This window comes from Chryseobacterium paludis (genome assembly GCF_025403485.1).
GTDB classification, from domain to species: Bacteria; Bacteroidota; Bacteroidia; order Flavobacteriales; family Weeksellaceae; genus Chryseobacterium; species Chryseobacterium paludis.
The window spans coordinates 2,103,781-2,116,355 of sequence record NZ_CP099966.1 but is presented as its reverse complement, the minus strand read 5'-3'; the positions used below and the strand labels follow the sequence as shown (position 1 = coordinate 2,116,355).

17 protein-coding genes are annotated in these 12,575 nt (G+C 33.6%); 6 read left to right on the top strand and 11 right to left on the bottom strand.

Translation table 11 applies throughout. The features are described 5' to 3' along the window. Window positions 1-99 precede the first annotated feature (99 nt). The 4 genes from NG806_RS09365 (at window position 100) to NG806_RS09350 (ending at window position 2,847) form a co-directional block, all read left to right on the top strand. Window positions 100-927 (top strand): SDR family oxidoreductase, encoded by an 828-nt coding sequence (locus NG806_RS09365; RefSeq protein ID WP_214826830.1) that lies wholly within the window; start codon window positions 100-102, stop codon window positions 925-927. Window positions 928-1,059: 132 nt separating this feature from the next. After that, window positions 1,060-1,974, top strand: coding sequence for a helix-turn-helix domain-containing protein (locus NG806_RS09360; protein WP_214826827.1), 915 nt, complete (start codon window positions 1,060-1,062; stop codon window positions 1,972-1,974). 4 nt (window positions 1,975-1,978) lie between these two features. Beyond that, a complete protein-coding gene (locus tag NG806_RS09355) occupies window positions 1,979-2,299 on the top strand; it encodes a nucleoside triphosphate pyrophosphohydrolase family protein (RefSeq protein ID WP_214826824.1) in 321 nt (106 codons plus the stop codon). Beyond that, window positions 2,296-2,847: a DNA-3-methyladenine glycosylase I gene (locus tag NG806_RS09350; protein WP_214826821.1), complete on the top strand. Its 552-nt coding sequence runs from the start codon at window positions 2,296-2,298 to the stop codon at window positions 2,845-2,847. The genes NG806_RS09355 and NG806_RS09350 overlap by 4 nt, the downstream gene beginning before the upstream one ends. A 96-nt stretch (window positions 2,848-2,943) precedes the next feature. Here NG806_RS09350 and NG806_RS09345 read toward each other — a convergent pair whose 3' ends face one another. Next, the gene (locus NG806_RS09345; RefSeq protein WP_261512827.1) at window positions 2,944-3,453 is read right to left on the bottom strand and encodes an LptA/OstA family protein; all 510 of its coding nucleotides are present in this window, start codon (window positions 3,451-3,453) and stop codon (window positions 2,944-2,946) included. Window positions 3,454-3,529: 76 nt separating this feature from the next. Then, window positions 3,530-3,901 carry a winged helix-turn-helix transcriptional regulator gene (locus tag NG806_RS09340; protein WP_214826814.1) on the bottom strand — a complete coding sequence of 124 codons (372 nt, stop codon included), beginning with the start codon at window positions 3,899-3,901 and terminating at the stop codon, window positions 3,530-3,532. A 92-nt stretch (window positions 3,902-3,993) separates the two neighbouring features. Between NG806_RS09340 and NG806_RS09335 the strand changes: the two genes are divergently transcribed. Continuing rightward, window positions 3,994-4,524 (top strand): NAD(P)H-dependent oxidoreductase, encoded by a 531-nt coding sequence (locus tag NG806_RS09335; RefSeq protein WP_261512825.1) that lies wholly within the window; start codon window positions 3,994-3,996, stop codon window positions 4,522-4,524. Window positions 4,525-4,676: 152 nt separating this feature from the next. On the opposite strand, the gene NG806_RS09330 is transcribed toward NG806_RS09335, so the two are convergent. The 7 genes from NG806_RS09330 to NG806_RS09300 form a co-directional block, all read right to left on the bottom strand. Then, on the bottom strand, window positions 4,677-5,180 hold the full coding sequence (locus tag NG806_RS09330; protein ID WP_261512824.1) for a TlpA family protein disulfide reductase: 504 nt from the start codon (window positions 5,178-5,180) through the stop codon (window positions 4,677-4,679). A 39-nt stretch (window positions 5,181-5,219) separates the two neighbouring features. After that, window positions 5,220-5,690, bottom strand: coding sequence for a hypothetical protein (locus tag NG806_RS09325; protein ID WP_261512823.1), 471 nt, complete (start codon window positions 5,688-5,690; stop codon window positions 5,220-5,222). Window positions 5,691-5,936: 246 nt separating this feature from the next. Then, window positions 5,937-6,410 carry a hypothetical protein gene (locus NG806_RS09320; protein ID WP_214826804.1) on the bottom strand — a complete coding sequence of 158 codons (474 nt, stop codon included), beginning with the start codon at window positions 6,408-6,410 and terminating at the stop codon, window positions 5,937-5,939. A gap of 1 nt (window position 6,411) precedes the next feature. Continuing rightward, window positions 6,412-6,672 carry a DUF2199 domain-containing protein gene (locus tag NG806_RS09315; RefSeq protein ID WP_261512822.1) on the bottom strand — a complete coding sequence of 87 codons (261 nt, stop codon included), beginning with the start codon at window positions 6,670-6,672 and terminating at the stop codon, window positions 6,412-6,414. Further along, window positions 6,656-6,910 carry a DUF2199 domain-containing protein gene (locus tag NG806_RS09310; RefSeq protein ID WP_261512821.1) on the bottom strand — a complete coding sequence of 85 codons (255 nt, stop codon included), beginning with the start codon at window positions 6,908-6,910 and terminating at the stop codon, window positions 6,656-6,658. The genes NG806_RS09315 and NG806_RS09310 overlap by 17 nt, the downstream gene beginning before the upstream one ends. A gap of 44 nt (window positions 6,911-6,954) precedes the next feature. Beyond that, complete coding sequence (locus NG806_RS09305; RefSeq protein WP_261512820.1) at window positions 6,955-8,541, bottom strand: patatin-like phospholipase family protein; 1,587 nt, start codon at window positions 8,539-8,541, stop codon at window positions 6,955-6,957. Window positions 8,542-8,741: 200 nt separating this feature from the next. After that, window positions 8,742-9,641, bottom strand: coding sequence for a magnesium transporter CorA family protein (locus NG806_RS09300; RefSeq protein ID WP_214826795.1), 900 nt, complete (start codon window positions 9,639-9,641; stop codon window positions 8,742-8,744). Window positions 9,642-9,714: 73 nt separating this feature from the next. On the opposite strand from NG806_RS09300, the gene NG806_RS09295 reads away from it, so the two are divergent. Next, window positions 9,715-10,737 (top strand): 3-oxoacyl-ACP synthase III family protein, encoded by a 1,023-nt coding sequence (locus NG806_RS09295; protein ID WP_214826792.1) that lies wholly within the window; start codon window positions 9,715-9,717, stop codon window positions 10,735-10,737. A 68-nt stretch (window positions 10,738-10,805) separates the two neighbouring features. Here the strand turns inward: NG806_RS09295 and NG806_RS09290 are convergent, their stop codons facing one another. Both NG806_RS09290 and NG806_RS09285 read right to left on the bottom strand, forming a co-directional pair. Beyond that, entirely contained in the window at window positions 10,806-11,966 is a 1,161-nt protein-coding gene (locus NG806_RS09290; protein WP_261512817.1) for a thioredoxin family protein, read from the bottom strand. Between the two features lie 189 nt (window positions 11,967-12,155). Continuing rightward, a complete protein-coding gene (locus NG806_RS09285; protein WP_214826789.1) occupies window positions 12,156-12,368 on the bottom strand; it encodes a hypothetical protein in 213 nt (70 codons plus the stop codon). Window positions 12,369-12,575 lie beyond the last annotated feature (207 nt).

Below are 12,575 nucleotides of genomic sequence, written 5' to 3'. Positions count from 1 at the left end.
GTCATTTCTGATATTTCGTCAAAATAGCTACAACGATACTCAATATGGCTACTTTTAATTTTCAATTTCTGAAGACCTTTGTAGTATAAAATTATAACAATGCAAAAAACAATTTTTATCACCGGAGCATCGTCAGGTTTGGGAAAAGCTACCGCCAAGCTATTTCAAAGTCACGGATGGAATGTTATTGCCACGATGAGAGATCCTGAAAGCGAGACTGAACTTACAGCTTTGGAAAATGTGTCTGTTATCAAGTTGGATGTTACTAATAAAGAAGAGTTAGAAGAAACTATCGCACGGGTTCTTACCGAAACTCAAATCCATGTCGTTGTTAACAATGCAGGTTATGGATTAGTTGGTCCACTAGAAGCTTTTACAGACGAACAGATCAAAAAACAGATCGACACCAACCTGATGGGGGTGATTCGTATTACGAAAACTTTCACTCCTTATTTCAGAGAAAGAAAAGAGGGTGTGTTGATCAATATTACTTCCAGTTTTGGACTGATGGGATTTCCAACATGTTCTATCTATAGTGCCACCAAATTTGCTGTGGATGGTTTTTCGGAAAGCATGGGCTATGAACTGGCTCAGTTTGGGGTTCAGGTAAAAGTGGTCGCTCCAGGAGGAATTCAGACTGATTTTGCTGGCCGTTCATTAGATGCCGCTCAACATAAAGCATATCAACAATTGGCTGAAAAAGTACAGGAAGGTTACAGCCCGGAACAAATTGCCAATTATTCGAAATCAGAAGATATTGCCAGTGTTATTTATGAGGCCGCTACAGATGGTAAAGATCAGCTGAGATATGTTGCCGGGAAGGATGCTATTGCTTTATATAATGACCGGAATACAATTGGAGTCGAAAATCATGTCCAGAAAATAAAATCCGGTTTTGTATTTGATAAATTAGAGGCTAGAAATTAGAAGATGAAACATGAAAGATGAAAAGTAAATAATTCTAAGGTAATTACTCTCAATTTTCAATTCTCCACTTTCCATTTATTAAAAATTTCCTACTGACTAACAGTTGTCACAACCCAATCTTATCTTTGTATCATGAAAACGAATCATTCACCTGTTCATTTCCGTTCATTATCAGCTTTGCATGAGGCAATGGGATTATCTGCACCCCTGCATCCTCTCATTACTATTATTGATTATGATAAAGTAAGCTTTGACCCAAAAGCTTTCCAGCAGGGGACAAAATCGGATTTTTATAAAATATCTTTTAAAACAAAGTTTAACGGTAAAATTCGTTATGGACAAGGGTACTATGACTTTGAAGAGGGTGGGATGTCTTTTGTGTCACCAGGTCAGATCCTTATAATGGATCAGGAAGAAAATAGCTACAGTGGCTTGTCATTACATATTCATCCGGATTTTATAAGACCATATTCTTTAATGAAAAAAATTAAAAACTACGGTTTCTTTTCCTATGCCACCTCAGAAGCACTCTACCTTTCCGAGAAAGAGAAGAAAGCTATTCTGGATGTTTTTGAAAATATTCAGAATGAATTAAATGAAAGAATAGACCAGTTCAGTCAGGATGTTATTATTTCACAAATAGAATTGTTACTTACCTATAGCAATCGCTTTTATAACCGCCAGTTTATTACCAGAAAAGCGACGAATAATGATCTTTTATCCAAAATGGAAAATTTACTGGATGATTATTTTGATAAAGAGAAAGGAATTAAAGGTTTACCGACAGTGGAATATATAGCCTCACAACTCAATCTTACACCAAGGTATCTGAGTGATATGCTTCGACATCATACAGGGCAAAATGCACAACAGCATATCCATGAGAAGTTAATTGAAAAAGCGAAAGAGTATTTATCAGAAGCACAACTTTCAGTTTCTGAAACGGCTTATCAGCTTGGATTTGAACATCCCCAATCATTCAGTAAACTCTTTAAAAATAAAACGAGACAGACTCCTAACCAATACAGGCAATCCCTCAAAAATTAAAATAATGGACCAGAATAATTTAGATGAAATCATAAAGCGTTCTTTGAATATCAGAGAAAAGTACCACGAGTTGGAAACTAAGCAAAATGGCAGTGAATGGACGTTGGAGCAAGATACATTAGGCTACCTTACCGATGCTGGACTTATTGGAAGAGATATCATGTCATATGAAAAAACGTGGCTGAAAAAAGATTCAGCGTCAGAATTGGAACATAAATTAGGAGAAAATATCTGGTGGTTGATTATCTTAGCAGATAGAACAGGCATTGATATTAAAGATGCTTTAGAAAAATTTTTAACTAAAACAGAAAATTTATTTAAATGAGTTATTGTTCAGCCATAGAAGGAATGCAGCCGGAAAGCAGAAAAATATTGCATAAGAATTATCATGATAATCATTACGGATTTCCTATTCATGATGATAATGAATTGTTTGGAAGATTGATTATGGAAATCAATCAGGCTGGACTGAGCTGGGAAACGATCTTAAAAAAAGAAGAAAGTTTTAGAAATGCATACGATAATTTCAATATTCAAAAAGTATCAGCATACACGGAAGAGGATCGCGAGAGACTATTGAGCGATCCTGGAATTATTAGAAATAAATTAAAAGTAAATGCCGCGATTGAAAATGCAAAGACCATTATTCAGTTACAGGAAGAATTTGGTTCTTTTGAAAAATGGCTGGAACATAACCATCCCAAAACTTTAGAAGAATGGATGAAGCTATTTAAAAAAACATTCAAATTTACTGGCGGTGAAATTGTAAACGAATTTTTAATGAGTATTGGTTACCTGAAAGGAGCTCATACAGAAAATTGTTCTGTTTACAGTATCATAATAAAACATAAGCCCATGTGGCAAAAAGGATAAAGTAAAAGCCTCCCAGTTAGGGAGGCTTTTTTATGTTCTATTTTATTAAGCAGGAATGATTAATAACCATCATCTTAGCGTTTAAACAATGAAATGTTACTTCAGACTTCTTACAGAAACCTCTGGTTTTTCTCCCTGAGGAACAATGAAAATAGCATTGTCACTTATCGCATCTCCGGCATCAAAATAATAGCTGCCTATTACAGGAATCACACCATTAGTCAGCTTTCCGGATCTGTCATAAGCGGTGTAGGTCACATTGATCATCTGAGCTTTCATTTTAAGCTGGATTTTTTTTGAAGTAAGCTTTGATCCTGTTGCATTGATGCAGTCTAATTCTACAATGCCGATATTGGTTGTAACCTGAGGATAAGAGGATAATCTGATATTGTATGATTTATCGGAAGTATTTTTAACAGTAGCTGAAACTTTGTAACGATCAAATGGCTTTCCGCCCACTTCAATACTTTCTTTATTTAAAATATTAAAAGTTACACTCATTCCATTAAGATCAACAGATTGCCCATCAGTTATTTTTTGAGCATTAATAGAGGTACTTAGACTTATTACTGCAAACAGTAATAATAAACGAAATTTATTTTTCATGGTATAATGGTTTTCAGATATAAGTGTCCTATGATTAAAAGTACAAAAAATGTTCATAAAAATGATACTATGTACTTTAATTATTGGCCTTGCGAACAATTTCTTTATGTTCTTCTCCCCATTGTTCCAGTCCTTTAATAATAGGCTTCAGCTTATAACCGATTGATGTAAGTTCATATTCAACGCGGGGCGGAACTTCAGCAAAAACTGTTCGCGTAATGATCTTGCTTTCCTCCAGTCTTCGAAGCTGCAGTGTAAGCATGCGTTCTGTGATATTAGGAAGGAGCTTTCTTAATTCTCCAAATCTTAATTTTCCATTCATTAGCCAGCTGCATATTGCCAGTGACCATTGTCCACCAATGACATTTGAAGCATATACTTCCGAACACTCATCTGAAAGTACTTTTTTATTGGCGAAATTTGTTGATGTTTCTTTTATTTTACCCATTACTTACCTTTTTTATAGTACCATACATTTAGTTGCTAATGTACAAAATGTAAGTTACATGAATTATTTTTGCAATAGAAATTTAATTAAAAATGAAAACATTAGTTATCGTAACCCATCCAAATATGGATGATTCTCTGATCAATAAAAGATGGATGGAAGCACTGGCTCAGTATCCGGAAAAATATACGATCCATGATTTATATAAAATATATCCTGATGAAAAAATTGATGTGATTAAGGAACAGGAATTAATAGAATCTTATGATAAAATTATTTTTCAGTTTCCTTTTTATTGGTTCAGCAGTCCGCCACTTTTGAAAAAATGGCTTGATGAGGTCCTTACGTACGGTTGGGCATATGGAAGCAAAAGTGGTTATAAAGTAGGAGGGAAGAAAATAGCGTTGGCAGTCAGTGCTGGAGTAAACGAAGAAGACTATTCAGCAACAGGCGAATATAAATATACGATGGAAGAATTGACAAGGCCTTATGAGTTGAGTTTTGAATATATTAAAGCCGATTATAAAGGAATATTTACCTATTTTGGAATGGAGGTCAACACCACTCAGGAATGGGTTGAAAAAAGTGTTTCCATGTATCTGGATTTTATTGATAGCTTGTAATCTTTTTATATGATAGTACTTTCAACTCTGTTCAGTATGTACTGTGTATTCTTTTTTACCGTCTGATAAAAACAGCTAGTATTAGAAATGTCATCCTGAGCGGAGTCGAAGGGAGCTACTGTAAAGATTTATATGTTTGTAAACCTTTTTCCTTAATATTCATCAAACCTTTTTTTAATTGAATCAAATTTTTCTTCACTAATAATACCCATGATTTCTCTGATATTCCCGTTTTTATCTACAATAAAAGTCATGGGATATCGCTGAACAACAAATAGCTCCTTTAATTGTTGACCGGCATTGGTTACTTGCTGAAAATCAAAATCATGTTTTAATAAAAACTGGGTTACTTTTTCTTCAGTGTCTGGAGTGATTCCCATGAAATTTATTTTATTCCCTACAGATTTTTTTAGTTTAACCAGATCCGGTATTTCTTTTAGACATGGTTCACAGGTGGTGAACCAAAAATTGAGTAATGTTATTTTGCCTTTTAAATAATCTGCACTGTAATTTTTACCGTTCTGATCTTTAAATTTTTCGATTGGAAAGTGAGTATCCAATCTATTTTCAAGATCAGGAAATGTTCGTAAAGATTTATTCTGTGCAATTGAATATAAACTAATAATTAGAAGAAACAGGGTCGCTGCTTTTTTCATTCTTGGAGGTTTTGTAAGGTTGGTGTTTTATGAAAATTTTCATTGAAGGGAAGGTGATATTTCTTTTTCATATTCATATGGTTCAGCATTCCAGTCATTTACGTACTTTTTTATTGTATTAGAATCAATATCAAATGGTACATCCTGATATTTCCATCCTTTTATGGGGACCTTTAAATTAGTAAAATGATTCTCAATAAAATAAATTCCAAGAACCTTTACATTCTTAGGTTTCACAGAATCAAAAATGACTAGAAATCTATTACCTTTTTTATAAGAGCAGTTTGTAGTTCCAAAATATATTTTGTCCTTTACTTGATATTTATAATCAGTTCCTACACCGTTATCATTTTTCTGATGCCAGTCAGTCGTAGCTTCTCCAATTGTATATTTTGGTCTTTTTAGCATTTGTTTTATCCATAAATTCTCGTGAATAAAGCCAAACAAAAATAATAGTACAATGAGAACTAAAATAATTATATGAAATTTTTCTAAAATATATTTTTTCATATTATGATAATTCTCTTAATTATAAACTATTTTTTCTAGAATACATTACCCCACCTACAACAGAAAAAAGAATTCCTATTATTAAAAACGGGAGCCAGAGAATGAAAAACCACTCCCATAATCTTATGATTATTTGAGGGAATTCCCCTCGGGCTGTAAACACCGCCAAGGAAATTATAAACATAGCGATGGAAAGAGGAATCATTATGAGACCTGTAACTAAAAGGTATTTATAGACTGGCTTTTTCAAGTACTATATTTTTTATTAAACTCTTGTAAATCTAAAGCCTGTTCTTGAAAGTAATGCTGAAAAGTGTTGGAAAGGTTTTCATCTTTAAATTTTATGATTGTATAAGAACTATCAAAAGCTATAATTTCCAGAAAAGATTCTTGAATTAAAAATTGATCGCTTTCCCATACTTTTTGGTTTTCTGAAGATAAATTGGAGATAAAGCTATGATCAAGTGTAGTGTTTGTTGGTATAGCGGAAATTATTCCCCAGATAATCTGAGTACTACTTTGGTAAATGTGCTCAAATTTATCATGGTCTAAAATAAAAAAGTCATTATCAAAATTTATGGGAAGAACATCATCTGACATAAAATCCAGATCAACTAAAACCCAGTCATAATTAGAAAGGTTTTCCCAAATTGGTTTTAAAATTTCAAATAAATTCGTGTGAAATTTCACCATATTTGTATTTCTTATGATCCAGTTCACTTTATTTATTTAAAATCTTATTAATCCGACTTTCAGCTTCTTTCTCTGTGATTCCGTCATAAAAATCATTTACAAACGGATGCTCAAAACGCTCTTGTGGATAAACAAAAGGACGTCCTATCCCGTTGTTAACAACAACATTTGTTGGAATACTTTCTGAGAAATCATAATCTGGAAGATAGTTTGATAACCATCCAAAATATTTTGCTTCAAAATTCTTATTGTTGTAGTTTTCTACATATTCATTAAAAACTTTTTTCACTTAACGTTACCCAAACTCCATATTCAAGAGTTTGGCAGCTATCAATAATTTCCTGTACAAGTACGGCTCGAATAAATCTATCAGTTTGCTCAGGGTGCTCAATAACACATAAATCTGAACTTAATTCAGCATTCTTCAATTCCTCTTTGGTTAATTCCATATAGCTTGCCGGAGATTTGTAAGCAAGCGCTGGCCAATCTTCCTTTTCTTTACCACAACATTCGCAGACGTATTTCATAAATATGTTTATAAATAGTAGTCCCTAAAAATACTCAAAATCTCTTACCCCACAGTCTTCGTATCTTCTTCTTTCAATATTTTTTTCTCTTTCATGGAGATCAGCATCCGTTCTGCTTTATATTTTTTCCAATCAAATTGATTAAGAAAATCTAGGGCGGCGAGAAAACCTGCGTTAAAGAGCTGTTCCTTTTCTTCTCTTTTCATGAAGAAATTAAGCCAGCTGCTGGTTCCACAATCTACAGTCTGGATACTGTAAAGTCTATAGAATGTATGTTTAGTCAGGAACGATTTATCATTAAATCCTTTCAAGGTATTAATCATATTTCCGGCATATGAAAAAGGGGTTTTCATGATCTCAGCACTTGTTTTTCCTTTTTCGGTATCGGTTTCAGATTTACTGGTCAGCTGTACTCCGAATAAAGGCATTCTGGGATAAAAAACATCATTCATGTGAAAAAGATCAATCGGAAAGTTCGAAATACTTCCACCATCAATGAAAACTCCCACAGGGTAGATATTTTCTGGTTTTGTGTTCATCCAGAATCTCCAGGCATATTTCACGGAATCATCATCCTTATCGATCCTTTTCTGTAGAGGTTCGAAAAAGAAAGGAACCGACATAGAAGCACGCACAAATTCGGCAGGGCTGCTGTGTTTCAATTCTTCTTCAGACCAATATAAATTAGCCATTGTAGGAAGTTCAACTTTTATCTTAGCATTGATATCGGTTGCTATCACCACATATTCTGATTTTAGCTGATAGAAAGGGTTGTCCTTATAATGGTTATTGTTAACAGCACTTTCATAAAATATTTTATATTGGGTTTCATCAATATGTTCCCGCATATTGGTCTTGATCTCTTCAATACTTTCGAGTGCAATTGTATAATATTCCTGATTATTTCCATAACGGTAATTCAGGTTGAGATCACGTTCTTTTGGAGCAAATTTCAGATTCAGTTCGGTCACCGTTTTTACTCCAAAACCATCAAGAACATCTTTCATTGCATTGAGAAAAGTATTTCCTGGATTCAGTCCGCTATTTTGTTTTCGGAAATCATTGTAAAACTTTTTAATACAGAAAAAAAGTATGATTAAAGGAATAACGGGTACAAGGAAAAGAAGCTTTGCCTGCGTTATCGTTCCGGAGGGAACAGCAAAAGGAGTGATGATTAAAAGAATTAAAATAATTGCTGCAATAATGGTATTTATTTTAAGAAAGTTCTTGTTATTGAGCATCGCATGAATGGTGGTTCGTACATAAGGTTTACCATCCATAAAGTCTGCAAAATTCCAGTTGAACAAAATTTCTTTGATGGCTTCGCTTTTCGCTTCCTCTTTGGTTTTGTATGCAGCGATTAGCATGGTATTAATTGCTCCCGCACTTGTTCCTGCAACTTTCAGGAAACGGATACCAAATATTTCAAGACCATACAGATACCCAACCAGAGCACTGCCCCAGACTCCACCTCCTTCCTGTACAAATTCAACATACTGATTACCATGAGCATCCAGTAGATCAGAAAATTCTTTAGACGAAATATTCTCATGCAAAGCAATGAGCTTATCTTTAGATTCCTTTGAAAGAACATTCTCATCCAGAATTTTATTAAGAAGATCGGTTTTCATGGTGGTTTGGTGTTTGCTTAAATTGTTAAACATCTCAACTGTCATTGCGAACCATTGTTGCAAGAGATTGCTTCGTCACTTCGCTTCTCGCAATGACAATGTTCCTTGTGATTAACTGATGTTTTTAATTATGATGATATAAAAATAATAATAATTACGATCTAAAACAGAGGTGTTTTCCCCCTAATTCATCCGTGAAATTACCATTGTTTTCTTCTTGCATAAATAAAGGTTACGATGACAATTAAGGCCATTAATCCAAGAGTGAAAAAGTATCCATGCTTATGATGCAACTCAGGCATATTGTCAAAGTTCATTCCGTATACTCCGGCGATAAAAGTGATAGGTAAGAAATAAACTGAATAGATGGCCAGTACTTTCATTACCTGATTTGCCTTTTGATCGGAAAGTGCCAGGAACATTGAAATAAGGTTGGTGATCTGGATATTCAGATGGTCAAAATCAGCAACTACATCCTTATGTTTATCTTTCAGGTCTACAAATTCAGAATCCTGCAGGTTTAACAGCTTAAACTTATCCACGGCATCTGTAGAAATAATCAATACTCTGGAATTTAATCCCGATTTTCTTTTTAGTTTATAAAGTCTGCGGATCTGTGTCGTATGGTTGGTATTTTTCAGGAAGATCTCATTTTCGATATTATCCATGGTTTCCAGTAAACTGATCGATTCATCATCAAAACTTTTCATGATCAGTAAAGCGATCATTAATGCTATTTTTACGCATGATGTGTTTTCCTGATTTTGAGATAATTGTTTTTTCGTTTCAGAGATACTTCTTGTTTTCATCCTGTGAACAGTGATAATGGTATTCTCTAAAATAAAGATTCCAATTTTGGTGCTGATATCACTTATTGTATTCAGGTTTTTTCTTTCCAATTCAGTACTTTCCCTTAATAAAAAGAATTTTACATTTCCATCCTCTTCATATTTAGGTAAGTGATTAGGATCCAGAGTATCTTCCAAAAGAAGGTTATTGATCTCATATCGTTCATGAAGAAATTGCAGATCTTCTGCAGTAGGAGCTTCTACGTCTACCCATTCGCAGTGGGAATCTCTGTATATAGTGTCAATTGGCATAAAGTAAAAATACTAATATTTTGAAATACTATGGATTAAATAAGTTTATCTTTGCCAAAATTAAAAAAACTATATGATTAAAAGTACAATAAAAGGAATAGGATTTTATGTCCCGGATAATGTTGTAACGAATGATGATCTAGCGAAATTAATGACCACTAATGATGAATGGATCACAGAAAGGACAGGCATCAAAGAAAGAAGACATAGAAAAAACAGAAACGATTCTCAGGAAACTACCGCTTATTTAGCTTTCAAAGCTTCTGAAAAAGCGCTTGAAAAAGCTGGTTTAACGGCTAAGGATATAGACTATATTGTTTTTGCTACTCTTTCTCCGGATTACTATTTTCCAGGCTGTGGGGTACTGCTTCAGGATATGTTGGGTTGTGATACCATTGGTGCCCTTGATGTAAGGAATCAATGTTCAGGGTTTGTATATGCAATGAGCGTTGCGAATGCTTTTATTAAAACAGGAGCTTATAAAAATATTTTAGTAGTAGGTGCTGAAGTTCATTCTTTTGGACTGGATTTTTCTGATGAAGGAAGAGGCGTTTCTGTGATCTTCGGAGATGGAGCAGGAGCTATTATACTTTCTGCTACTGAAGATGAGAATGCTGGAGATATTTTAGCTTTCAATATGCATTCTGAAGGGAAATATGCTGATGAATTGTGTACACAATTTCCAGGTTCAAAATACGGATGGAGTGACAGGATGAGAAAAGAACCGGAAAATGTCACCAACAAGGAAGTGTATCCAATTATGAATGGAAATTTTGTATTTAAACATGCGGTAACAAGATTTCCTGAAACGATGCAGGAAGCATTAAACAAAGCAGGAAAGACAATTGAAGATCTTGATATGTTTATTCCACATCAGGCGAATTTAAGAATTGCACAGTTTGTACAGCAGAAATTTGGACTGCCCGATGAGAAAATTCATAACAATATCCAGAAATATGGAAATACAACCGCAGCATCTATTCCAATTGCTTTAAATGAAGCGATTGAGCTGGGTAAGATCAAAAGAGGAGATTTGGTTCTTCTTTCTGCTTTTGGAAGTGGATTTACCTGGGGAAGTGTGCTGTTCCAATATTAATGACTAATTATTAAAAATAAAAAAACCGTAGAGCAATTCTACGGTTTTTTGTTTTATTAAAAGTTTAATTAAAGACTTTTTAGTAATTTTTCAGTGTCTGAAGCATCCTCACCTGAAGCTTTAGCAAGTGCTATTGCTTTTTCAGCCCAAAGTTTCGCATTTTTCTTATCACCAATTTTGTTATAAAGATTGGCTAGAGTATCAGTATTGGCAGAATTTTCACTTTTCTTTACAGATTCCTGAGCCCAAAGAACAGCTTTTTCAAGAGATGATTTTGTGGTTACATTTTCAAAGAAATCCCATGCAATAGAGTTTAACTCCTCAGAAGATGCAGTAGAATAATCTTTGTATAATTCTAAAGTTAACGTCTCATAAGTTGGAATGTCTTTATTTTTTAAAGCCCTGCTCGCTTTTACTTTTTTAAATACTTTATCAGCTTCATCCTTACTCATGAATTTTTGAGTTTCAGTTGAAAAGTATTTCTCATCCCAGGTTTTAGTATCTGCATTATAAGATTTTTTCAGAATACTGTTTAGCTTGATGTTTTTATCAATCTTATCATACTTATCTACAGGGAGGATAGCAATGATAGAAGCTTTTTTATCCTTAAAGATTTTATATAAAGGGCTATCCGTACTTTGAATTCCAGAAAGTAACAATTGAATATCTTCCTGGTCCAAAGTTGGTTTTGCCTGGAAATAACGGTCTAAGACTTTACCAGCAAATTCGCTGTCATTATAAATGGTAAGTCCTGCAAGATTCTTTAAAAATTCAGGATCTTTTTCTCCACCTTCAAATTTTTGCTTTAAAGCAGTCAATCTCTTGTTAGGATCTTCAGCATCTTTAGCAAATTGAATAAAATCTTTCTCTTCTACATATCCTAAAGTTCTGTGTACTTCTTCACCATTTCCATTGATAAATAGATAGGTTGGAAAAGCTTTTACATTATATTTCTTAGCCAGATCGATCCCTTCACCCTTTTCCATATCAATTTTTGCATTGATGAAATGAGCATTATAATAGTCTCCAACATCTTTTAATGGGAAGATATTTTTTACCATTAGTTTACATGGTCCACACCAAGAAGCATAGGCATCGATAAAAATAAGTTTGTTTTCTTTTTTCGCTTTGGCAACAACGCTTGCGAAGCTGGTATCTTCAAATTTTATCCCTTGTCCAAATGCGACAATTCCGATAAAAATGGAAGAGAGTATAGCTAACTTTTTCATAAATACTTTTTTATTGATTGCAAATGTAATAATTATGTTAATGTGTAAGTCGCATTTAAGTGAAAATAGTTGCGATGTTTTTTTATTTTTAAAAATTATTTCTAATGATTGAGCTATTTGACTAATGATTTGATTTTTTTAACCACGTCACTGAAAGCGAAAATCCGCAGAATTTCCGCGGATCTTTTATTATTTTGTTTTTGTAGAATCTGATTTCATTTTTACGGTATCTGATTTTGTGGCTGGAGCTTGATCTGAATTGGCTACCGCAGAATCTCCCATCGTATTTCGCATTGCATTTTTATCATGCTCATCTTTAAATTCTTCACGTTTTTCCTTGTTCTGAGCACAGCTACCTAAAAAAAGTAAACCTAAAACCGCTCCTATCCATAATTTTTTCATAGTATATTCTTTTAATGTTTGTATCAATCAAATATAGAAAAATATTAATATTGAATTTATCTAAAGTAAAAGAAATGATGATATGGCATTTTTCAAATGGAGATTCATTCTTTCAAAAAAAGCTGCGTTAGACAGGATATAGAAAAACTGTAACTAAATATGATAATGAGAAAATAGGCTATTTTAAGTTTGTTTAGTCAAATACAG

What these genes read in the sequence shown, in the direction of transcription:
- NG806_RS09365 (WP_214826830.1), top strand. Translation starts at nt 100, where the DNA reads ATGCAAAAAACAATTTTTATCACCGGAGCATCGTCAGGTTTGGGAAAA.
- NG806_RS09360 (WP_214826827.1), top strand. Translation starts at nt 1,060, where the DNA reads ATGAAAACGAATCATTCACCTGTTCATTTCCGTTCATTATCAGCTTTG.
- NG806_RS09355 (WP_214826824.1), top strand. Translation starts at nt 1,979, where the DNA reads ATGGACCAGAATAATTTAGATGAAATCATAAAGCGTTCTTTGAATATC.
- NG806_RS09350 (WP_214826821.1), top strand. Translation starts at nt 2,296, where the DNA reads ATGAGTTATTGTTCAGCCATAGAAGGAATGCAGCCGGAAAGCAGAAAA.
- NG806_RS09345 (WP_261512827.1), bottom strand. Translation starts at nt 3,453, where the DNA reads ATGAAAAATAAATTTCGTTTATTATTACTGTTTGCAGTAATAAGTCTA.
- NG806_RS09340 (WP_214826814.1), bottom strand. Translation starts at nt 3,901, where the DNA reads ATGGGTAAAATAAAAGAAACATCAACAAATTTCGCCAATAAAAAAGTA.
- NG806_RS09335 (WP_261512825.1), top strand. Translation starts at nt 3,994, where the DNA reads ATGAAAACATTAGTTATCGTAACCCATCCAAATATGGATGATTCTCTG.
- NG806_RS09330 (WP_261512824.1), bottom strand. Translation starts at nt 5,180, where the DNA reads ATGAAAAAAGCAGCGACCCTGTTTCTTCTAATTATTAGTTTATATTCA.
- NG806_RS09325 (WP_261512823.1), bottom strand. Translation starts at nt 5,690, where the DNA reads ATGAAAAAATATATTTTAGAAAAATTTCATATAATTATTTTAGTTCTC.
- NG806_RS09310 (WP_261512821.1), bottom strand. Translation starts at nt 6,910, where the DNA reads ATGAAATACGTCTGCGAATGTTGTGGTAAAGAAAAGGAAGATTGGCCA.
- NG806_RS09305 (WP_261512820.1), bottom strand. Translation starts at nt 8,541, where the DNA reads ATGAAAACCGATCTTCTTAATAAAATTCTGGATGAGAATGTTCTTTCA.
- NG806_RS09300 (WP_214826795.1), bottom strand. Translation starts at nt 9,641, where the DNA reads ATGCCAATTGACACTATATACAGAGATTCCCACTGCGAATGGGTAGAC.
- NG806_RS09295 (WP_214826792.1), top strand. Translation starts at nt 9,715, where the DNA reads ATGATTAAAAGTACAATAAAAGGAATAGGATTTTATGTCCCGGATAAT.
- NG806_RS09290 (WP_261512817.1), bottom strand. Translation starts at nt 11,966, where the DNA reads ATGAAAAAGTTAGCTATACTCTCTTCCATTTTTATCGGAATTGTCGCA.
- NG806_RS09285 (WP_214826789.1), bottom strand. Translation starts at nt 12,368, where the DNA reads ATGAAAAAATTATGGATAGGAGCGGTTTTAGGTTTACTTTTTTTAGGT.